This is a genomic window from Arthrobacter sp. 05L44, from assembly GCF_056397605.1.
On sequence record NZ_JBFTNS010000002.1, the window covers coordinates 81,226 to 102,326 of the forward strand.

Here is a 21,101-nt window from a genome sequence, read left to right on the forward strand (position 1 = left end):
ATCCGCCCGGAGCCATTAGATTTGTAGCCATGGCGGAATTTATCTACACAATGACCAAGGCCCGTAAGGCCGTTGGCGAAAAACTTATCCTCGACGACGTGAGCATGTCCTTCTTCCCGGGGGCCAAGATTGGTGTTGTTGGCCCGAATGGTGCCGGTAAGTCCACCATTCTCAAGATCATGGCCGGTCTGGACACTCCCTCCAACGGCGAGGCGCGCCTGAGCGCCGGCTACACCGTCGGCATCCTGCTCCAGGAGCCGCCGCTGAACGAGGAGAAGACCGTCCTGGGCAACGTCCAGGAAGGCGTTGGCGAGATCTACGGCAAGATCCAGCGCTTCAACGAGATCTCCGAGGAAATGGCCAACCCGGACGCCGATTACGACGCGCTCCTTGAGGAAATGGGCCAGCTTCAGGAGGCCATTGACGCCGCCGACGCCTGGGACCTCGATTCCCAGCTCGAGCAGGCCATGGACGCCCTGCGCTGCCCGCCGGCCGATGCCGACGTCACGCTGCTCTCCGGCGGTGAGCGCCGCCGAGTCGCCCTCTGCAAGCTCCTGCTCCAGAAGCCGGACCTCCTGCTGCTCGACGAGCCCACCAACCACCTCGACGCCGAGAGTGTCCTGTGGCTCGAGCAGCACCTCTCCTCCTACCCGGGCGCCGTCCTGGCAGTCACCCACGACCGGTACTTCCTTGACCACGTGGCCGAATGGATCGCCGAGGTAGACCGCGGCCACCTGTACCCGTATGAAGGCAACTACTCCACGTACCTGGAGAAGAAGCGCGCCCGTTTGGAAGTCCAGGGCAAGAAGGACGCCAAGCAGGCCAAGCGTCTCTCCGAAGAACTTGAGTGGGTGCGCTCGAACGCCAAGGGCCGCCAGACCAAGTCCAAGGCCCGTCTGGCCCGCTACGAGGAAATGGCCGCGGAAGCGGACCGGACCCGCAAGCTCGACTTCGAAGAAATCCAGATCCCGCCGGGACCGCGTCTTGGCGGTGTGGTGCTGGAGGCCAAGAACCTCCAGAAGGGCTTCGAGGACCGGACCCTGATCGACGGTCTGTCCTTCACGCTGCCGCGCAACGGCATCGTTGGCGTCATCGGCCCGAACGGTGTGGGTAAGACCACGCTCTTCAAGACCATCGTCGGGCTCGAACCCCTCGACGGCGGCGAACTGAAGATCGGCGACTCCGTCAAGATCTCCTACGCGGACCAGAGCCGCGGCGGCATCGACCCGAACAAGACCCTCTGGGAGGTCGTCTCCGACGGCCTGGACTTCATCCAGGTGGGCCAGGTCGAGATGCCTTCGCGCGCCTACGTGGCCGCGTTCGGCTTCAAGGGACCGGACCAGCAGAAGAAGGCCGGGGTGCTCTCCGGTGGTGAGCGCAACCGCCTGAACCTGGCGCTGACCCTCAAGCAGGGCGGAAACCTGCTGCTCCTCGACGAACCGACTAACGACCTCGACGTCGAGACCCTCAGCAGCCTCGAGAACGCCCTGCTCGAATTCCCGGGCTGCGCCGTCGTCGTTTCGCACGACCGCTGGTTCCTGGACCGGGTGGCCACCCACATCCTCGCTTACGAAGGTGACGAGGAGAACCCCTCCAAGTGGTACTGGTTCGAGGGCAACTTCGAATCCTACGAGGAGAACAAGGTCGAACGCCTCGGCCCGGACGCGGCCAAGCCGCACCGGGTGACGCACCGCCGCCTGACCCGCGACTAGGACCCCACGCAAAAGGCCGGCCCCCACTGGGAGCCGGCCTTTTGCGTGCCTGAACCGCCGCGGCCCGACGCCGTCGGCGGCCTTCAGTATCTGCTGGTGTCAGCCGCGGTCGGCCTTGCGCATCTGGTGTTCGAGGACCTTCGCCTGGACGGCGCCCTTGACCTTGGCCTTGATGTCCGTCGGGACCCGGATCATGCCCTCCTGGGCCACCGTGGCGACGTGCCTGCCGTCGCGGCTGAAGATCTTGCCCGTTGCCAGCCCGCGGGCACCCTGGGCGCTGGGGGACTCCTGGACGTAGAGCAGCCACTCGTCCACCCGGACGGGCCGGTGCCACCACATGGCGTGGTCCAGGCTCGCGACGGACATTCCCGGGGTAATCCAGCTCATCCCGTGCCGGCGGAGGACGGACTCCAGCAGCGTGTAGTCGCTCGCATAGGCCAAAGCGGCGCGGTGCATCTCCGGATCGTCCGGCATAGGACCGAAAGTGCGCATCCAGACGGCGTTCCGGGCTTCCTTCGGACCAGTGGCCGAGACATACAGGGCGGGGTCAACGTGGCGGATGTCGAAGGGCCGCTCGTAGGCCCAGTGGCGGGCCACCGGGTGGTCGAACTTGCCCAGCAGGTCCGCAGTGCTCGGCAGCGACTCCGGATCCGGAATCCCCGCGGGCATCTGGGACTGGTGCTCAATGCCCTCGTCCTCGTCCTGGAACGAGGCAATCATCGACAGGATGGGCATGCCCTCCTGGTAGGCGTGCACCCGGCGGGCGGAGAAGGAGCGGCCGTCGCGCAGCCGCTGGACACCAAAGGTGATGGGCTTGTTGGCATCGCCCGGACGCAGGAAGTAGCCGTGCATGGAGTGGACGCCGCGGCCGTCGGGAACGGTGCGGCTGCCGGCAATTAGGGACTGGGCCAGCACCTGGCCTCCGAAAACCCGCTGCCGGGGCTGCTTCTGGGAGGGACCCATGAAGATGTCCTCGTCCGTCCGCGCGCCCTCCAGCTCGCCGAGGTTCAGCAGTTGGATGAGCGAGGAGGTGGGGTCCTCAGTGGGAAGTGCCTGCAATCCGGCTTCGGCTTCAGTCATGGTTTGACTTTAGACGGCACCGCGGCACGGCTCAAAAGAGGCACAACCGGTAGAGTCGGGAATGTGTCTGACGTCCTCACCCAGTCCCTGCTTTTCACCGATCCCCGCGACCTCGCCGACCTCCGCACCTTCGCGACCCGCGCCCGCAGCGTGGACGACGGCGCCATCCGGCTGAACGCCGCCGGCCCGGTCCTCGCCGCGTACGTGTGTGTGCTCCGTCCCCGGCTGCTGGGGGAGGCGACCCCGACCATCCTTGGGCTCCGGACCATGGCGCTGGCGGTGCCGGCGGAGCTCGACGCGACCGTTCCGCTTTCCGCCGTGCTGGACCGGCTGGCGCGCGCCGGCGCCGACGACGTCGAACTCCCCGTCCCGCCCATGACGGTTGCGGAGTCCTGGGCCGGCGTCGGCGCTCCCCGCGCAGGCTGGGAGCAGCTCGGAAGCCTGCCGGACGAAACCCTGCGGCAGGCCGCGCAGGCCGGTATCTCCGAGATCGCCGCGATCATTCCGGACAAACCCGGTGCCCTGATTGTCAACAATGCCCGCGCCACCGTCTGGGGGCGGCCGTTGCCCGAGGGCGGCGGCCTTCCCGCCGGGGCGGCGTTCGCCGCACTGACCCTCGGGTTCCTTGCCGACGGCGAGCAAAGCCTCTACCGCTCCGGGCGCTGGTTCCGGCTCAGCAGCCCCCGCGGACACGTTCTGGTCCGGGCAGGTTCCGGGCTCTAGCCGCCACTCCCCGCGTCAGGGACTGGTGAGGCGTGCCAGGGTGACCGGTGCCGTCTGGCCCGCCCAGCTGGCGGTCAGCGAGGGTCCGGCCGCAGCGCTGTCCTGCTGATCGAGCCGCCGCACAAGGAGCATCTGCAACCCGCCTGCGCGGATAAGTGTCCCGTCTGCGGTGTTGCTGGCCTCGACCGGCCCGTCGATTGGTGGCCGCCCGCTCGGAATCGTCGGGCGTTCCGGCCCGGTGCTCTGCACGGAAACGGATTCGGGCAACGGCTCGAATTTGCCGCCGACGTCGAGGAACTGGCCGGCCTGCGGTGTGCCGGCCAGGAGGGCCGAGGCCAGGGCTGCCGCATAGATGGGGTCTCCGCAGGCGTCGTACACCCACCGGGGACCAAGGACCGAATGTTCCATGGTCCCGACCAGGAACGGCTCAGTGCCGGCGAGGGGCGCACCGCGGTAGGTCAGGGGCACTTGGTAAACGGAAGTGCCAGCCTCGACCAGGATCGTCTCCATTCCCACTTCGCCGGCCGGGTCGTCGAACCGGAACGCGCCCAGTTTGCCCGGGTCCGCGGTCTCGGCACCCCGGAACCAGGGCTGCCCGGGCAACCAGGTTTCGAGGAGTTCCATCTTGGTCGGATGCAGTTCAGCTTGATGAATGATTGCCATACGGCTCAGCCTAGCCGGGCCGTCCCCGGATGGTGCGGGGATCAGAACTTGAGGATGTTCAGTTCCTCCGCGGGCCGGAAGCCCAGCCGGGCGTAGAAGCGCCGGGAGTCGGACGACGGCGAAAGGACCATCCGTACCGCGTTGATCCCGCGGGCGAATCCGATCGCCGCCTGCACCAGCCCGGCCCCGATCCCTGCGTTCCGGTGGGCCGGCAGCACGTAGACGTTGCCGAGGTAGACCCAGCAGGATGGTTCCTTGCCGGGTTTGGGCATCCGTTCGAAAACCAGGAGGTTGAGCATGCCGATCAACTCGCCATCGAGCTCGGCCACAAAGAACTTTCGCGGGTTGGCGTCCGCCCAATCACGGTAGACGGCAGCGAACTCGGGATCGTCCGGTCGCCCCGGGTCCTGTTCGGCAGCCCACACGCTCCTCAGCGCGGCCAGGCGGGCCAAGTCATCCGGACGGTCTTCCCTGATCAGTAGCATCAGCCCAGCCTAGCCAGCGCCGGGCCTCTCGCGCGAAAACCGCTTGCCGTGCGCATACCCGGCTGGGTATTATTAGGGCAGAAAGACCCCGGAGGCATTCCCCCAAGTGCCTCCGGGGTCTTTCCACATATTCCTCAGGCTCCGGACGGGCTGTTGACCATGGACAGCGCCGCGCGTTCCATGTAGTCCCACAGCGTTCCTTCATAGAGCGGCGGCAGGTCAAGGGCGTCGACGGCGGTCCGCATGTGCCGCAGCCAGGCCTCCTTGGCCTCCGGCGTGACCCGGAACGGCTGGTGCCGCATCCGGAGCCGCGGGTGGCCGCGCTCCTCGCCATACGTCGTGGGGCCGCCCCAATACTGCTCAAGGAACATGAGGAAGCGCCGCTTCGCCGGCCCGAGGTCCTCTTCCGGGTACATCGGCCGGAGCAGCGGATCCGTCGCGACGCCGTCGTAGAACACATCGATCAGCTTCACAAACGTGTCGTGGCCGCCCACGGCGTCGTAGAAGTTGTCGGTGTAGCCGGGTTGGCTGAAGGGGTCGTTCTGCATGAGCATCCTGGGCTGGCGCGGTTCGCCGCCGGTGGGGATCGTCATATTATTCTCCGGCCTGTTGCTGGGGTGCGGATCCGGCGTCGTCGGCCGGTGTGGTGTCGGGCGAGACGTAGCTTCCCTGCGAGCGGTTGCCCACCCGCAGGATTTCACCGTTGCGCAGGTACCAGACGGTGCCGTCCTCGGCCCGGACGCGGGTGATGCGCAGCCCCATCGACTCCACGGTGCCCACCACCTCGGAGGTCTCGATGACGTCGCCGATGCCGTACTGGTCCTCGATGGTGATGAAGATGCCGGCCAGGAAGTCGCGGATCAGCTGCTGGGCACCGAAGCCGATCGCGACGCCGAGGATGCCGACGCTGGTCAGCAACGGGGCGATGTTCACGTTGAGGTTCTGCAGGACGTACATCACCGTGATCACCACCACCAGCACGCTGCCCACGCTGTTCAGCAGGGACCCGATGGTCTTGGCCCGCTGCTCGCGCCGCTGGTGGTCGAGGGCACGCAGCGCCGGGGCCACCCAGCGGAAATGGGGCTTCTTGAAGAAGGTGGTGCCGGCGGCGACGCGCTTGGTGATCCCTGCGATGACGAACGACGCCACCAGCCACACGGCAATGCCCACGCCGATGCTGATCAGGACGCCGGGCAGGTTGACGGCGGAGATGTCCGGCGGCGCGATGGGCTGGGCAGTCGTCGCGGCAGTTGACGCGGCAGTGGTCAGGCGGTACATCGGCGGGGTCTGCTCCTTCGGTGCGCCGGCGTTCGCCGGTCGCATAACACTCTGTGCAGTTTCAACATTAGCGCCGTAGCGTGGGCGCATGCGCATCCTGGTCCTCGGCGGCACAGCCTTCCTCTCAGCCGAACTCGTCCGGCAGGCCGTCGCGGCCGGGCAGCACGTCGCCTGCCTGGCCAGGGGGACCCGCGCGGCCCCGCCGGAGGGCGCGGCCTGGTTCCGGGCGGACCGTTCGCTGGGCCCGTCCGCGTACGCCGAAGCGGCCGGCAGGGGAGAGTGGGACGCCGTCGTCGATGTCGCCAGGGACCCGGTGATTGCGCGTGAGGCCCTTGACGCGCTCGCCGGCCAAGCCCGGCACTGGACCTTCGTCTCAAGCTGCTCCGTTTACGCGGACCACTCGGTCCCGGGCGCGGCCGAGGACGCCGATGTCCTGGCGCCGCTGCCGGCAGGCACGGAGCCGACCCTGGAGTACTACGGTGAGGCCAAATCGGCCATAGAACAGTCGACGGCGGAACTCGCCGGGGGCCGGGCACACCTGTGCCGGCCCGGGCTGATCGGCGGTCCGGGCGACGGCTCGGACCGGTATGGCTACTGGCCGGCGCGTTTTGCCCGGGACGCCGGACCGGTGCTGGCCCCCGATATTCCGGCCGACGCCACCCAAGTGATCGACGTCCGGGACCTGGCCGCCTGGCTGCTCCTGGCGGCCGAAACCCGCGTCACCGGTGCCCTGAATGCCGTGGGTGACCCGGTGCCCTTTGCCGGCTACCTTGAAGAATCGCGGCAGCTGTCCGGGGGAAGCACGGAGGTGGTGGCCGCCCCGCCGGAGTGGCTCACCGGGCGCGGGGTGAACTTCTGGGCCGGCCCGGAGTCCCTCCCGCTCTGGCTCCCGCCCGGCCACGACGGTTTCGCGACCCGCAGCAATGCAGCGGCCAAGGCTGCCGGGCTCCGCCTGCGGCCCTGGGCGGAGACGCTGCGGGACACACTGGACGATGAGCGCCGTCGCGGACTCGACCGGGAGCGCAAGGCCGGGATCGCCCCGGACACTGAGCGCCGGCTGCTGCGTGAGCTCCAGACCGCGAGTCAGTCCGCCTGAGCCGCCGGGGCGGGGTCCACGCTCGCGGACGCCTCATGCCGGACCGGGAAGTTGACGCTGCGGGCGATGAAGCACACGGCGTTAGCCGCATGGTGCAGTTCTGCGAAGAGTTCGTCGCTGACCGGTGCTGCCGTGGTGACCCGGGGTTTGAGCGTCACGGATTCGAACTGGCCGCTGCCGTCCCGGTTGGTCCGCATCAGGCCCTCGGCCTGGTCCTCGTACCCCGTCACGGTCACCCCGTGCTTTACGGCGACGTGGAGGAAGGACAGCATGTGGCACTGTGACAGGGCGGCCAGCAGGAGCTGTTCCGGGTTGTACCGCTCCCGGTCGCCGTGGAACGTGGGGTCCGCGGAGCCCTTCAGGACCGGCAGTCCGGGGATCTCGACGTCGTGGTCGCGGGAGTAGGCACGGTACGAGGACGTTCCGGTGCCCAGGTTCCCGGTCCAGCGGACCGTCAGGGCATAGCGGTGCTCATCAAGGCTCATGGCGCCAGTCTAGTGGCGCCATGGTGCCCAGCCGGCCCGTCGTACGTAGGGCTGTGAGCCGTCTGAACGGCAGCACGTACGGGCCGGCTGGGCAGGGGCTGGGGCTAGACGTCCGCGGCGCGTGCGCGCAGGGCGCGGGCCACGCCGTCGCGGTTTTCCAGCATCATCCGGCGGAGCGCGGCGCTGTCCTCCGGCAGGGCCGCGAGGAACTGGTCCGTGCGGTCCACCGTTTCCTGCGTGGTCAGCTGCGCCGGGTAGAGCCCGACGACGATCTGCTGGGCCAGCGCGTGGGTGCGGTCCTTGACGATGCCCGGCACGGCCTCGAAGTACTTGCCGGCGTAGGGCTCCAGCAGGGAGGTGTCCAGCACCCGGGTGAAGCCGGCCACCGCCGAGCCCTGCAGGGCATTGGACAGCTCGCCGGTGACCACAATCGAGTTCCACGCCGCGGCCTTGGCCTCGGCGGTGGGGATGGCGGCCTTCGCCAGGGCCGCCGCGTTCTGGCCGGTGGCGGTGTTGTCGTGGGCCAGTTCGACGTCGATCTGCTCCTGTCCGGCGCGGCCGCCCACCACCAGGGAGGTGAGCAGTTCCCACCGCAGGTCCTGGTCCACGGCCAGGCCCGGCAGGTCCTGTGAGCCGTCGAGCAGGCCGGCGACGGTGTCCAGCTGGGATGCGCTGCGGGCCAGCAGTGCGTAGGACTTGATGAACTGCAGCTGGGCGTCGGAGCCACCCGGGACGCGGGACGCGAGCTCCCAGAGCCGGTCGGCGGCGGCGGTGGCCGTGGCCTCCTTGTGCTCGCCGGCCACGTAGAAGTTCAGGGTGGTGGCGAGCTGCCGGAGCTGGACCAGGATCACGGAGGAGTCGGACTCCTCAGCAATGTTGGCCAGGATCAGGTCCACGTAGCCGCGGGCCGGGGTCTCGCCGTCGCGCGCCGCGTCCCAGGCCGAACCCCACACGAGGGTGCGGGGGAGGCTCTGGCTGAAATCCTTCAGGTGGGCCGTGGCGGTGGCGAGCGACTTCGGGTCCAGCCGGACCTTGGCGTAGGCGAGGTCGTCGTCGTTGAGCAGGATCAGGTCCGGCTGCGTGAGGCCCGCCAGGGCGGGAACGTCGGTGCGTTCGCCGTCGACGTCGAGCTCTTCGCGGTGCACCCGCTCCAGTTTTCCGGCGCCGTCGAGGTTGTAGAAGCCGACGGCGAGACGGTGCGGACGTATGGTCGGCTGGGCGTCGGTGGCGGACTGCAGGATGGCGAAGGAGGAAATGGTGCCGTCCTCAGCGACCGAGAGTTCCGGCTTCAGCGTGTTGACGCCCGCCGTCTCCAGCCAGAGCCGTCCCCACTGGTCCAGGTCGCGGCCGCTGGCCTTCTCGAGCTCGACCATCAGGTCGCTGAGTTCGGTGTTCTGCCAGGAATGCTTGCGGAAGTACTCCCGGACGCCGGCCATGAATTCCTCCGGACCAACCCAGGCCACCAGCTGCCGCAGCACGGAGGCGCCCTTGGCGTAGGTGATGCCGTCGAAGTTCACCTCGACGTCCTGGAGGTCGTTGATCTCGGCGAAGATCGGGTGCGTTGTGGGCAGCTGGTCCTGGCGGTAGGCCCAGGACTTCTCCACCGAGGCGAACGTGGTCCAGGCGTGGTCGAACTTCGTGTTCTCGACGGCGGCCAGGTGGGACATGTACTCCGCGAAGGACTCGTTGAGCCACAGGTCGTTCCACCAGCGCATCGTCACGAGGTCGCCGAACCACATGTGTGCCAGTTCGTGTAGCACGGTGATGGCGCGGCGCTCCACCTGGGCATCGGTGACCTTGCTGCGGAAGACGTAGCCTTCGAGGATGGTGACGGCGCCGGCGTTCTCCATGGCCCCGGCGTTGAATTCGGGCACAAAGAGCTGATCGTACTTCTCGAACGGGTACGGGCAGCCGAACTGCGCCTCGAAGAACTCGAAGCCCTGGCGGGTGAGGTCGAAAATGTTGTCCGCGTCCAGGTACTGCATCAGGGACTTGCGGGCGAAGACGCCCAGCGGCGTGACCTTGCCGTCTGCGGACTTCACCTCGCTGCGGACCGACTGGTACGGGCCGGCGATCAGGGCGGTGACGTAGGAGGAGAGCCGCGGGGTGGGCGCAAACTCCCAGACTGAGCGGGCCCCGCCGTCCTCGCCGGGGAGGGTTTCCACCGGCTCGGGCGTGGGGGAGTTGGAGACAACGTCCCAATGCGAGGGGGCGGTGACGGTGAACGTGAAGCTGGCCTTCAGGTCGGGCTGTTCGAAGACGGCGAACATACGGCGGGAATCGGGAACCTCGAACTGGGTGTATAGGTAGACCTCGTTATCCACCGGGTCCACGAACCGGTGCAGTCCTTCGCCGGTGTTCATGTACGGCGCATCGGCGACCACCAGGAGTTCGTTGCTGGCCTCCAGGTCGGGGAGTTGGATGCGGATGCCGTCGGAGACCTCAGCGGGATCCAGCTCACGGCCGTTCAGGGTGACGCTGTGGACCGTGTGGGTAACGGCGTCGATGAAGGTCGAGGACCCCGGCTTCGCCGTGAATGTGACGGCGGTGGTGGATCCGAAGACCTTCTCGCCGCGGGTCAGGTCCAGGCTGACCTCGTAGGACTCGACGGCGATCAGTTCGGCGCGCTCGCGGGCTTCGGCGCGCGTGAGGTTCATACCGGGCAAAGGGTGCCTCCAGGAGTGGTGGGAACGATACTGTGAAATTATTCTTTCACGATGAGGTCGGTTGGCAAGTTGCGCCCGTCACAGCGAGTCCTCACCGGGCGGCCCCGGCAGGGGTAGCGTTGGCTGTATGGGAAAGATCCAGGATTCCGTCGACGCCCGGGCCCTGCGGTTCGCCGTCGGCTTCCCGCTGATGCTGGCAGCGGCCTTTGTGGTGTGCGCTTTCCTGATCCGCCCGGACCTTCCCGAGCCCCTCGCGGTCCGGTGGACCGACGCCGGAGCGGCGGACTTCGCGCCCTTTGGCGCCGTGGTGGGTACCGGCGCCGGCATGATCGTGCTGGTGGGCTGGGCGGTTCTGCTGCAGGCGGCGCCGCTGTCCCGCCCGGCGCTGATGCGCAGGTTCATGATGGGAGCGGGGCTGGCCGTGAGCCTCTTCGTCACCACCGTCCTTGCCGCCGTCCTGGTGGGCCAGCTGGGACTGGCGAACGCCCGGGAGTCCCGCGTCGACGTCGTTGTCCTGGCCATGGGCAGCGGGGCGGCCCTGGGGCTCGGGGTGGTCATGGGCTTTGTGTTCAAAGCGGACGAGCGCTGGTCCACGGATGACGAACGGGCGGTGCGGGCGGCGCTGCAGCACGAGCTCGACCCCGAGCTGGCCGGGGACTCGGTGAGCCTGTGGGTCCACGCGCGCAGCTCGGTGTTTGTGATGCTCGGGATCGCCACGCTGTTTCCCGCGGCCCTGCTTACCGTCGCGGTGCCATGGCTGGCTGCCCTCCTGGTGGCCGTCGCCCTGCTGGCCGCCGTGTTCCTGTTTGCCCGCATCAGGGTTGACCGTAGCGGGCTGCGGGTTTTCGCTGCCGGCTTCGTCCGGGTCATGGATGTTCCCGCCGCCGCCATCGATTCGGCGACGCCGAAGGAGGTCAGGGCCGCCGACTATGGCGGTTGGGGCTACCGCAGCCACGGCACGACGTCGGCGATGCTGGTCAGCAGCGGCCCCGCCGTCGTCGTCGACCGGGCCGATGGCCGGCGCCTGGCGGTGAGCGGCGGAAGCGCCACGACCGCCGAAAACATGGCGCGGACGCTGACCCGGGTGGCGGCCCGGGCACGCCGCAACGGCGGGGCGCCGGCCTCCCGGCCCTAGTAGGCTTGGAGTAGCCCTGATCAGCAGCGCCACGAGACCGCCGGCGCCCCACAGAACGGATCTGCCGTGACCACTGCACCGGACTTCCCGCGCGTTCACATCGCTACCGACCACGCCGGCATGGAGCTCAGCGCCCACCTGGTGGGCCACCTCAGCGCCCTGGGCTACGACGTCGTGGACCACGGCCCGAAGGTCTATGACGCGCTGGATGACTACCCGTCCTTCTGCATCAACGCTGCCCGCGCGGTGGTCGCCGACCAGGAAGCCGGCACCCGCGCCCTGGGCATCGTCCTGGGCGGCTCCGGCAACGGCGAGCAGATCGCGGCGAACAAGGTCAAAGGCGTCCGGGCCGCCCTGGCCTGGAACCTGTCCACCGCGAAGCTGGCCCGCGAACACAACGACGCCAACGTAGTGGCCGTCGGCGGCCGCCAGCACAGCGTCGAGGAAGCCACGGGCATCATCGAGGCGTTCCTGGCCGAACCGTTCAGCCACGACGAGCGGCACGTCCGCCGGATCGGCAAGATCGCCATCTACGAGACCACCGGCGAGGTTGTCGCCTAGTGCCCGAGGGGCACTCGGTCCACCGCCTCGCACGCCAGTTTGGCGATGTGTTCGCGGGGGAGCGGCTCGCTGTGTCGAGCCCGCAGGGACGCTTCAGCCAGGGCGCCGCGCAGTTGGACGGGCACGTCCTGACCAGTTCCGTTGCGCACGGGAAGCATCTCTTCCTCGGCTTTGACCACGGGATGGTCCTGCACGTCCATCTGGGCCTGTACGGGGCCTGGAACTTCGGCGGGGACGACGGGTTCCGCGGTGCGTCCAGCATCGGGGCGCCGCGAAAGGTGGGGGAGCGGGAAACTTACAGCGACGGCGGCGCCGAGCCCGCCTATGCCGGACCTCCCGCCCCGGTGGCCGCCGTCCGGGTGCGGCTGGTGGGAGCCCACGGCTGGGCGGACCTGCGCGGAGCGACCACGTGTGAAACCCTGACCGAGGCCGAGGTAGACGCCGTGCTGGCCCGGCTGGGTCCGGATCCGCTGCGGAACCTTCCGGGGGACCGGGAGGCATTCGTTGCGCGCCTGGCCAGGAGCCGCACTCCGCTGGCCACTCTGCTGATGGACCAGAAATTCATCGCCGGCGTAGGAAACGTTTACCGCGCCGAACTGCTGTTCCGGCAACGGTTGGACCCCTGGCGGCCCGGCAACGCGCTGCCGGCCGAAGCGGCCGCGCAACTGTGGGACGACACCGTTGCCGTGATGTCCGACGGCGTCCGCGACGGCCGGATCATCACCACGCCGCCGCGCTACTGGACATCGACGAGCGCCGGAGGAACCCCCGTCGTCGTCGGCGCAGACGGGAACGGAGCCGGCACCCGCACCCTGCCGGACCCCGAGGACGCGCACTTCGTCTACCGCCGGCACGGCCAGGAGTGCCGGGACTGCGGAACAGCCGTGGCGCTGACCGAACACGGCGCCCGGAAGCTCTACTGGTGCCCGGCCTGCCAGTCGGCCTGAACGCACCGGGAAGCATGAAAAAGCCCCTCCGGCGGGAGGGGCTTTTTCGTCATATATCGGAGGGGACGACGGGAATCGAACCCGCGTAATCAGTTTGGAAGACTGAGGCTTTACCATTAAGCTACGTCCCCGGGAATTTGCTGGAACTTCGGCAAAACTTCCGGGCGGCTGTTGAAGCCGGATACAACTAAACCCAATTCAGGCCCCCAGTGTCAAATGTGCAAATCAGCACAGTATGACCGTAGACTGTTCTGTGCACTTACGGGGTGTAGCTCAGCTTGGCTAGAGCGCCTGCTTTGGGAGCAGGAAGTCGCAGGTTCAAATCCTGTCACCCCGACTCTGCAGCAACTGCCGCACCGTGGCGTTGCAGAACCCCATCCCCCCACACCAGGAGTACTTAGACTGTGAAGAGCGCTGTCGAGAACCTCACCCCCACGCGGGTCAAGCTCAATGTTGAGGTCCCCTTTGAGGAATTGAAGCCCAGCATCGCAGAGGCATACAAGACTGTAGCTTCGCAGATCCAGGTTCCCGGGTTCCGCAAGGGCAAAGTCCCCTCCAAGCTCATTGACCAGCGCGTTGGCCGCGGCTACGTCCTCGAGACGGCCATCAACGAAGGCCTCAACGGCTGGTACCAGGCCGCTGTCCAGGAAACCGGCATCCGCCCGCTGAGCCGTCCCGAGGTTGAGATCACCGAGGTTCCCGACCCGTCCGCAACCGACGGCGAACTGAAGTTCCACGCCGAGGTGGACATCCGCCCGGAGATCGAACTCCCGGATTACTCCGGTATCAAGGTTGAGGTCGCTGCCGCCGAGTCGTCCGACTCCGACGTCGACAAGGCCCTCGATGAGCTGCGCGGCCGCTTCGGCACGCTCAAGTCCGTGGACCGTCCCGCCGCCGACGGCGACTTCCTGACGATCGACATCAACGCCTCGATCGACGGGGCCGAGGTTGACTCCGCTTCCGGCCTCTCCTACCAGGTTGGCGCCGGCACCATGCTCGAAGGCCTCGACGAGGCCGTCACCGGCCTCAGCGCCGACGAGGACGCCATCTTCGACACGACCCTCGTGGGCGGCGACCACGCCGGCGAATCGGCCCAGGTCAAGGTTGCCGTCAAGGCCGTCAAGGAGCGCGAGCTCCCCGAGGCCAATGACGACTTCGCCCAGCTGGCTTCCGAATTCGACACGCTGGCCGAACTCCGCGAGGACCTCGCCAAGCAGGCCGCCGACTCCAAGACGGTCGAGCAGGGCGTCGAGGCCCGCGACAAGGTCCTGGACAAGCTCGTCGAGCTCGTCGAGATCCCGGTTCCGGACTCCGTCGTCGAAGAGCAGCTCGAGCAGCACTTCAGCGCCGAGAACTCCCACGGTGAAGGCGATCACGACACCGAAGAGCACCGCGCCGAGGTCAAGGCCAACACCGAGCGTGCCTTCCAGAACGAGATCATCCTCGACGCCATCGCTGACAAGGAAGACGTCAACGTCACCCAGAACGAGCTGATCGACTACATCGTCACCACGGCCAGCCAGTACGGCATGGACCCGAACCAGTTCGCGCAGATCATCGATCAGAGCGGCCAGGTTCCGATGATGGTTTCCGAGGTTCGTCGCCGCAAGGCACTCGCCGTGGTCCTGGGCCAGGCCGAGGTCACGGACACTGAGGGCAACAAGATCGACCTCAGCGACTTCGTCCGCCCCGGCGGCGAAGAGGCCTCCTTCGAAGCCGAGAGCGCCGACGAGTCCGCCGACGACGCCGCGGCAGCGGAAGCACCGAAGAACGACGACCCCGCGGCCGTGAAGTTCTAGCACCAATAGTTCCCGCAGTATCTGCCCGCACCCCCGGATCATCGATCCGGGGGTGCGGCTTTTTAAGCCTGCAATGAACCCCTCCGGGCAATCGTGCGCCGTCAGCGAACAGCCCTGCGCCGGAGCACAAAGCGGGTCCGAAAACCGTTAGTGTCCATGTAGGAAAGTTCAGTGATGCCGTCCAGTGGTGTCACCGTCGCCAGCGAGAGGTAAGTACACATGTCACAGCAAGCAGGGGCACCCCGGATGGCTACCGTCGATCCGGCCGCCCAGGATAACTACATTTACAACCGCCTGCTGAAAGAGCGCATCATCTGGCTCGGCTCCGAGGTCCGCGACGAGAACGCCAACGCGATCTGCTCGCAGCTGCTGTTGCTCTCGGCAGAGAACCCCGAGAAGGACATCTACCTCTACATCAACTCGCCGGGCGGCTCCGTCACCGCCGGTATGGCCATCTACGACACGATGCAGTTCATCCCGAACGACGTCGTCACCGTCGCCACCGGCCTGGCCGCCTCGATGGGCCAGTTCCTGCTCTCCTCCGGCACGAAGGGCAAGCGCTACGCCACCCCGAATGCCCGCATCCTGATGCACCAGCCCTCCGGCGGGATCGGCGGCACCGCCTCCGACATCAAGATCCAGGCCGAGCTGATCCTGCACATGAAGAAGGTCATGGCCGAGCTGACCGCCGAGCAGACCGGCCAGACCGTGGAGACCATCCTCAAGGACAACGACCGCGACAAGTGGTTCACGGCGCCCGAAGCCCTGGAATACGGCTTCTTCGACAAGATCGCGGCGCACGCCGGGTCCGTGGCCGGCGGCGGCGGAACCAACGCCGACGCCGAAACCGAAAACTAACCGGCACGCAGCCAGAACCGACTTCAGGAGCAACGAACATGAACTACAACTTCGGATCGACTGCCGGCAACCTGCCGACCAGCCGCTACGTGCTGCCGCAGTTTGAAGAGCGGACCCCCTACGGCTTCAAGCGCCAGGATCCTTACACCAAGCTGTTCGAGGACCGCATCATCTTCCTGGGTGTCCAGGTCGACGACGCCTCCGCGGATGACATCATGGCGCAGCTGCTGGTTCTCGAGTCCACGGACCCGGACCGCGACATCACGCTGTACATCAACTCCCCGGGCGGTTCCTTCACGGCCATGACGGCCATCTACGACACCATGCAGTACATCCGCCCGGAGATCCAGACGGTCTGCCTGGGCCAGGCAGCCAGTGCCGCCGCCGTGCTCCTGGCCGCCGGTACCCCGGGCAAGCGCCTGGCCCTGCCGAACGCCCGTGTCCTGATCCACCAGCCCGCCCTCTCCGGCGGACAGGGCGGACAGGCCTCCGACCTGGAGATCCAGGCCGCCGAGGTCATGCGGATGCGCTCCTGGCTGGAGGACACCCTGGCCAAGCACTCCGGCCGCACCTCGGAGCAGGTCAACAACGACATCGAGCGTGACAAGATCCTCACGGCCGCCGAGGCCATGAGCTACGGGCTGATCGACCAGGTGCTTGACTCCCGCAAGATCAAGCCGCAGGCGCTCACGAAGTAACACCACGGCGGTCCGGTAAACGACTGCCACACGGCGCCGGTGCAGCTCAGGAGAAATGGGCCGCACCGGCGTCTTCTTTCCACCCATCAGGCCGAAAGTGACCTAGAGTGGAAGAAGTCACGGCCGCGTCCCGCGTGGGGCGGCCGCGACTCCACTAACGGAGTGCAGCGCTGCACTGGAGCACAACCCAGCCGGCAGCAAGATACTAAGGGGTTCACATATGGCTCGGATTGGCGAGAGCACCGATCTGCTGAAGTGTTCTTTCTGCGGAAAGAGCCAAAAGCAGGTCCGCAAGCTCATTGCCGGGCCCGGCGTCTACATCTGCGACGAATGCATTGAACTCTGCAACGAGATCATTGAAGAAGAACTCGCCGAAGTAGCTGACCTGGGCAGTTTCGAACTGCCCAAGCCCCGCGAAATCTTCGACTTCCTGCAGGAATACGTGATCGGCCAGGAGCCCGCCAAGCGCTCACTCGCCGTCGCGGTCTACAACCACTACAAGCGCATCCAGGCCGGCCACGCGCCGAAGAGCGGTGCGCTGGCCGAGGGCGGCCACCATGATGACGTCGAGATCGCCAAGTCCAATATCCTGCTGATCGGCCCCACGGGCTGCGGCAAAACGTACCTGGCGCAGACCCTCGCCCGCCGCCTCAACGTCCCCTTCGCCGTCGCCGACGCCACCGCGCTCACCGAGGCCGGCTATGTGGGCGAAGACGTCGAGAACATCCTGCTCAAGCTCATCCAGGCCGCTGACTACGACGTCAAGAAGGCCGAGCAGGGCATCATCTACATCGACGAGATCGACAAGATTTCCCGCAAGAGCGAGAACCCCTCCATCACCCGCGATGTCTCCGGCGAAGGTGTGCAGCAGGCGCTCCTGAAGATCCTCGAAGGCACGGTTGCCTCGGTCCCGCCGCAGGGCGGACGCAAGCACCCGCACCAGGAATTCATCCAGATCGACACCACCAACGTTCTCTTCATCGTGGCCGGCGCCTTTGCCGGCCTCGAGGAGATCATCGGATCCCGCTCGGGCCGCAAGGGCATCGGGTTCGGCGCCCCGCTGAACGAGGTCAAGAACACCACGGACTCCTACGGCGAGGTCATGCCGGAGGACCTGTTGAAGTTCGGCCTGATCCCCGAATTCATCGGCCGCCTCCCCGTCATCACCACGGTCTCGAACCTGGACCGGCCGGCGCTGATCCAGATCCTGTCCACACCCAAGAACGCTTTGGTCAAGCAGTACCAGAAGATGTTCCAGCTCGACGGCGTCGAGCTGGTGTTCGAGGACGAGGCCCTGGACATGATCGCGGACCAGGCCCTGGAACGCGGCACCGGTGCCCGCGGGCTCCGGGCCATCATGGAGGAAGTCCTGTTGCCGGTGATGTTCGACCTGCCGAGCCGCGACGACGTCGCCAGCGTGGTCATCACCGAAGACGTGGTGGCCAAGAAAGCCGAGCCCACCATGATCGCCCACGACGTGAAGCGGCGTAAATCCGCCTGACGCCTCGGTAGCCCGCAAGGGCGGCCCGGAATAAATCCGCCCGTCAATCCGCTGTGCATAGCTGATGCGCCCTGCCGTCCGGACCAGCAGCCGGATGCGGTGCAAACCGCCCACACATCCCAAGGAGAGTTTCCGTGCCTGAAACGATTGCGAACAAAGCAGACTTCTGGTTTGACCCCCTGTGCCCCTTCGCCTGGGTCACCTCGCGCTGGATCGGTGAAGTGGAAGAAGTCCGCGACATCAAGACCGAGTGGCACGTGATGAGCCTCGCCGTCCTGAACGAGGGCCGCGACGAGCTGCCCGCCGAGTACAAGGAAATGATGGCCAAGGCCCGGGCGCCGGTACGGGTCATCATCGCCGCCGCCGAGAAGCTCGGCGCCGAATACATCAAGCCGCTCTACGACGCCATGGGCACCAAGATCCACAACGAAGGCAACAAGGACTTCGCCGAGGTGATCGCCAAGTCCCTCGCCGAGACCGGCCTGCCGGCTGAACTTGCCGCCGCCGGACAGAGCGACGAGTTCGACGGCCAGCTCCGCTCCAGCCACGAGGCCGGCATCTCGCTGGTGGGCCAGGACGTCGGAACCCCGGTGGTGGCGGTCAACGGCACGGCGTTCTTCGGGCCCGTCCTGACCCGCATCCCGCGCGGTGAAGAAGCCGGCAAGCTGTGGGACGCCACGGTGACCCTCGCGTCCTTCCCGTCCTTCTTCGAGCTCAAGCGCAGCCGCACCGAGAGCCCCGTTTTCGACTAGGCCGCCGCGCGGCCGGGCGTCCCGTCCGGCCGCTCCAGGGCCCCGGAAGAACTACTGCCATGTAGTTCCTCCGGGGCTCTTGTGCATCCGAAAGGGCGGGAGAACAATAGAACTTACCCACCTCGAAAGAAGCGGGACGCAGGAACCAAAGATTCAGTGACACTCATCCGACGCAGCCTTCGGCAAAGTCAGATGATGGCTACCAGTGACGAGGTAGGAAGACCTGAAATTCCACGGATCCCGCCAGATTACCTAAGACGTCACGTGGTAATCGAAAAGTCGAAGCCCCACCAACCGCAAAAAGCTGATGGGGCTTCCCCTTTGCCCAAAATCGCTGGAGGGTGGAGCGGTGAGCACTGAGCCGATCGCGAACTACGCGCTGCTGTCCGACTGCCGGTCCGCCGCGCTGGTCAGCGCCGCAGGTTCCGTCGAGTGGCTCTGCTTCCCGCGGTTCGATAGCCCCTCCGTCTTCGGAAGGCTCCTCGGCGGGGATGCCGGTCTCTGGTCCATCCGCCCCACCGCCGAGTATTCGACCACCCGGCGGTACGTGGGTCCGTCCATGGTGCTCGAATCAACGCACACCACCTCCGGGGGACAGCTCACCGTCAGCGACGCCCTGGCCCTCGGCGAGGGCCGGCGGGGCCACGAGCTCGGGGATGGCTCGCCCGGGACGCTGCTGCGCTGGTTGACCTGCACCTCAGGGACCGTCGAGGTGGAAGTGGTCTTCGGGCCGCGGCCGGGTTACGGCCTGATCGTCCCGCGGCTGCACCCCGTCGACGGCGGGCTCCTGATCCGGTCCGCGGACGGCGACCTCGCCCTGTCCTCAACCGCACCCTTACGGCCCGACGGCGGCACAGCCCGGGCCGTCCTCCGCCTCACCGCCGGCGACACCGCCGGCTTCGCGCTGCACTGGCAGGAGGCCGCGGACAGTGAGCCTGCACTGTGGAGCCGGCAGCAAATGGCGGAACGCCTCGCCGACACGGTCGAAGGCTGGACCAGCTGGTCCTCGATCCACCAGAACTACCGCGGCCCATGGCAGGACCTGGTCGCGGGCAGCGGCCGGGTGCTGCAGGCACTGAGCTACTACCCGTCCGGCGCCATCGTGGCAGCCCCGACCACATCGCTGCCGGAGGTGGCCGGCGGCACCAGGAACTGGGACTACCGCTACACCTGGGTCCGCGACGCGAGCATGACCCTGCAGGCCCTCTGGGTCGCGGCGTGCCCGGACGAGGCAGGGAAGTTCTTCCAGTTCCTGGCGACGGCCGCGGCCCGCCAACTGGCCCGCGGCGAGGAACTGCAGATCATGTACGGCGTCGGGGGTGAAAGGGAACTGCCGGAACGGGTGCTGCCACACCTTCCCGGCTGGCGGTCCAGCGCCCCCGTGCGGGTGGGGAACGGCGCCTGGAACCAGCGCCAGCTGGACGTCTACGGTGAACTGCTGGACGCCGCGGCCACCATGCCGGAGTTCCTCGACGGGCTGGCCCCGGAGACCCTGCGCTTCCTCGCCGATGCCGCGGACGGGGCCGTGGCCCGCTGGCGGGACCAGGACCAGGGGATCTGGGAGGTCCGCGGCCGGCCCCGGCATTACCTGTACTCCAAGCTGATGTGCTGGGTGGCGGTGGACCGGGCCATCATCCTGGCCCCGGTCCTGCAGGCCACGGACCGGGTCCCTCGCTGGGCCGCCGCGCGGGAGGACATCGCCGAATCCATCCGGTCCCTTGGCTGGAGCGACGCCGCGGGAGCGTACACCCAGGCCTACGGGACCGAACAGCTCGATGCGTCGGCGCTGATGCTGGCGATCGTCGGGTTCCTCCCAGCCGATGACCCGCGTTTCCTGGCCACGGTGGACGCCATCGAGCAGCGGCTCACCGATCCCCGGGGTCTGGTCTACCGGTACCACAGCGACGACGGGCTCCCGGGGGAGGAGGGCACCTTCCTGCTCTGTACCTTCTGGCTCGCCCATGCCCTGGCCCTGGCTGGCCGGACGGAACGGGCCAGGGCGGTCTTCGAGCGCGCGGCGGGATTCGCCACCGGACTGGGCCTTATGGCGGAGGAAGTGGCGCAGGACAGCGCGGAACTGCTCGGGAACTTCCCGCAGGCGTTCAGCCATATCGGCCTGGTCAATGCCGCCTGGGCCATCAGCGAGGCGGAACGGCTGAACAGCGGCTCGGCTGCCTAACCGTGTTCGCAGCACCGGTGGCAGCGGGGCGATGCGACGCCTGAGGAACAAGCCGGGCCGCGCCGCTGTTACCGCCAATGACCCTCTACCCGCACGCGAGCATTGGAGCGCCATGCCCATCACCGCCCACCTTGACCTGACCCTCACAGCGGAGTCCCTGCCCACGGCACCGGCTGTGCTCCGAGACATCCTTGCCGATACCCGGGCCTTCGACGGCTGCCTGGGCGTCGACATCCTGGTCGACAGCACCAACCCGGCGCACGTCCTGGTGGTGGAGCAGTGGGAATCGATGGAGCACGATGCCGCCTACCGTGCCTGGCGTGCCGGCGAGGGGGCCAGCGGTCTGGGAGCGCTGCTCGCGGCCCCGCCGGTGCTGACGCATTTCGAGACCTCGTTCGGGCTCTAAGCCGGACGACCCCACGAAAGAGGGTCCCCGGGCCGGCCGCAGCCGGCCCGGGGACCGTCTTTTTTGTGAAAGGAAGC

The 21,101-nt window shown here is 67.4% G+C and carries 20 protein-coding genes and 2 tRNA genes; 14 read left to right on the top strand and 8 right to left on the bottom strand.

From position 1 onward, the window contains the following. Positions 1-29 precede the first annotated feature (29 nt). Positions 30-1,712, top strand: a complete 1,683-nt coding sequence (gene ettA, locus AC1DHY_RS05660; protein ID WP_476878751.1) for an energy-dependent translational throttle protein EttA — start codon at positions 30-32, stop codon at positions 1,710-1,712. A 99-nt stretch (positions 1,713-1,811) separates the two neighbouring features. Here the strand turns inward: ettA and AC1DHY_RS05665 are convergent, their stop codons facing one another. Beyond that, positions 1,812-2,792, bottom strand: coding sequence for an acyl-CoA thioesterase (locus AC1DHY_RS05665; protein ID WP_476878750.1), 981 nt, complete (start codon positions 2,790-2,792; stop codon positions 1,812-1,814). Between the two features lie 63 nt (positions 2,793-2,855). On the opposite strand from AC1DHY_RS05665, the gene AC1DHY_RS05670 reads away from it, so the two are divergent. Beyond that, the gene (locus tag AC1DHY_RS05670; RefSeq protein ID WP_476903294.1) at positions 2,856-3,515 is read left to right on the top strand and encodes a DUF8185 domain-containing protein; all 660 of its coding nucleotides are present in this window, start codon (positions 2,856-2,858) and stop codon (positions 3,513-3,515) included. A gap of 15 nt (positions 3,516-3,530) precedes the next feature. Here AC1DHY_RS05670 and AC1DHY_RS05675 read toward each other — a convergent pair whose 3' ends face one another. From AC1DHY_RS05675 to AC1DHY_RS05690, 4 genes are all read right to left on the bottom strand, one after another. Beyond that, positions 3,531-4,178 (bottom strand): CG0192-related protein, encoded by a 648-nt coding sequence (locus tag AC1DHY_RS05675; protein WP_476878748.1) that lies wholly within the window; start codon positions 4,176-4,178, stop codon positions 3,531-3,533. A 41-nt stretch (positions 4,179-4,219) separates the two neighbouring features. After that, positions 4,220-4,663: a GNAT family N-acetyltransferase gene (locus AC1DHY_RS05680; RefSeq protein ID WP_476903295.1), complete on the bottom strand. Its 444-nt coding sequence runs from the start codon at positions 4,661-4,663 to the stop codon at positions 4,220-4,222. Between the two features lie 134 nt (positions 4,664-4,797). Further along, positions 4,798-5,256 (bottom strand): globin, encoded by a 459-nt coding sequence (locus tag AC1DHY_RS05685; RefSeq protein ID WP_476880685.1) that lies wholly within the window; start codon positions 5,254-5,256, stop codon positions 4,798-4,800. Position 5,257: 1 nt separating this feature from the next. Continuing rightward, positions 5,258-5,941, bottom strand: a complete 684-nt coding sequence (locus AC1DHY_RS05690; RefSeq protein WP_476880686.1) for a mechanosensitive ion channel family protein — start codon at positions 5,939-5,941, stop codon at positions 5,258-5,260. 88 nt (positions 5,942-6,029) lie between these two features. Between AC1DHY_RS05690 and AC1DHY_RS05695 the strand changes: the two genes are divergently transcribed. Further along, positions 6,030-7,037, top strand: a complete 1,008-nt coding sequence (locus tag AC1DHY_RS05695) for an NAD-dependent epimerase/dehydratase family protein (RefSeq protein WP_476903296.1) — start codon at positions 6,030-6,032, stop codon at positions 7,035-7,037. On the opposite strand, the gene AC1DHY_RS05700 is transcribed toward AC1DHY_RS05695, so the two are convergent. Together AC1DHY_RS05700 and pepN are read right to left on the bottom strand one after the other, a co-directional pair. After that, the gene (locus tag AC1DHY_RS05700) at positions 7,025-7,522 is read right to left on the bottom strand and encodes an OsmC family protein (RefSeq protein ID WP_476880601.1); all 498 of its coding nucleotides are present in this window, start codon (positions 7,520-7,522) and stop codon (positions 7,025-7,027) included. The genes AC1DHY_RS05695 and AC1DHY_RS05700 overlap by 13 nt on opposite strands. A 104-nt stretch (positions 7,523-7,626) precedes the next feature. Beyond that, on the bottom strand, positions 7,627-10,179 hold the full coding sequence (gene pepN / locus AC1DHY_RS05705; protein WP_476903297.1) for an aminopeptidase N: 2,553 nt from the start codon (positions 10,177-10,179) through the stop codon (positions 7,627-7,629). Positions 10,180-10,315: 136 nt separating this feature from the next. On the opposite strand from pepN, the gene AC1DHY_RS05710 reads away from it, so the two are divergent. The 3 genes from AC1DHY_RS05710 to AC1DHY_RS05720 all read left to right on the top strand — a co-directional run bounded on the left by AC1DHY_RS05710 (position 10,316) and on the right by AC1DHY_RS05720 (position 12,831). Next, a complete protein-coding gene (locus AC1DHY_RS05710) occupies positions 10,316-11,323 on the top strand; it encodes a hypothetical protein (RefSeq protein ID WP_476903298.1) in 1,008 nt (335 codons plus the stop codon). A 66-nt stretch (positions 11,324-11,389) separates the two neighbouring features. Continuing rightward, positions 11,390-11,884, top strand: a complete 495-nt coding sequence (locus tag AC1DHY_RS05715) for a ribose-5-phosphate isomerase (protein WP_476903299.1) — start codon at positions 11,390-11,392, stop codon at positions 11,882-11,884. After that, positions 11,884-12,831: an Fpg/Nei family DNA glycosylase gene (locus AC1DHY_RS05720; RefSeq protein ID WP_476879925.1), complete on the top strand. Its 948-nt coding sequence runs from the start codon at positions 11,884-11,886 to the stop codon at positions 12,829-12,831. Before AC1DHY_RS05715 ends, AC1DHY_RS05720 begins: the two co-directional genes overlap by 1 nt. Positions 12,832-12,891: 60 nt before the next feature. Here AC1DHY_RS05720 and AC1DHY_RS05725 read toward each other — a convergent pair. Next, positions 12,892-12,962: transfer RNA gene (locus tag AC1DHY_RS05725), tRNA-Gly, on the bottom strand. A 131-nt stretch (positions 12,963-13,093) separates the two neighbouring features. Between AC1DHY_RS05725 and AC1DHY_RS05730 the strand changes: the two genes are divergently transcribed. From AC1DHY_RS05730 to AC1DHY_RS05765, 8 genes are all read left to right on the top strand, one after another. After that, positions 13,094-13,168 (top strand) — tRNA-Pro (locus AC1DHY_RS05730). A gap of 67 nt (positions 13,169-13,235) precedes the next feature. Further along, positions 13,236-14,630: a trigger factor gene (gene tig, locus AC1DHY_RS05735; RefSeq protein WP_476903300.1), complete on the top strand. Its 1,395-nt coding sequence runs from the start codon at positions 13,236-13,238 to the stop codon at positions 14,628-14,630. Positions 14,631-14,876: 246 nt separating this feature from the next. Continuing rightward, entirely contained in the window at positions 14,877-15,488 is a 612-nt protein-coding gene (locus tag AC1DHY_RS05740; protein ID WP_476903476.1) for an ATP-dependent Clp protease proteolytic subunit, read from the top strand. Between the two features lie 38 nt (positions 15,489-15,526). After that, the gene (locus AC1DHY_RS05745) at positions 15,527-16,186 is read left to right on the top strand and encodes an ATP-dependent Clp protease proteolytic subunit (protein ID WP_476879923.1); all 660 of its coding nucleotides are present in this window, start codon (positions 15,527-15,529) and stop codon (positions 16,184-16,186) included. A gap of 220 nt (positions 16,187-16,406) precedes the next feature. Next, positions 16,407-17,687, top strand: a complete 1,281-nt coding sequence (gene clpX, locus AC1DHY_RS05750; RefSeq protein WP_476879694.1) for an ATP-dependent Clp protease ATP-binding subunit ClpX — start codon at positions 16,407-16,409, stop codon at positions 17,685-17,687. A 134-nt stretch (positions 17,688-17,821) separates the two neighbouring features. Beyond that, a complete protein-coding gene (locus AC1DHY_RS05755; protein WP_476879695.1) occupies positions 17,822-18,439 on the top strand; it encodes a mycothiol-dependent nitroreductase Rv2466c family protein in 618 nt (205 codons plus the stop codon). A 349-nt stretch (positions 18,440-18,788) separates the two neighbouring features. Next, positions 18,789-20,618 carry a glycoside hydrolase family 15 protein gene (locus AC1DHY_RS05760; RefSeq protein WP_476903301.1) on the top strand — a complete coding sequence of 610 codons (1,830 nt, stop codon included), beginning with the start codon at positions 18,789-18,791 and terminating at the stop codon, positions 20,616-20,618. Positions 20,619-20,730: 112 nt separating this feature from the next. Then, positions 20,731-21,024 carry a putative quinol monooxygenase gene (locus AC1DHY_RS05765; RefSeq protein ID WP_476879697.1) on the top strand — a complete coding sequence of 98 codons (294 nt, stop codon included), beginning with the start codon at positions 20,731-20,733 and terminating at the stop codon, positions 21,022-21,024. The last annotated feature ends 77 nt before the right edge of the window (positions 21,025-21,101 follow it).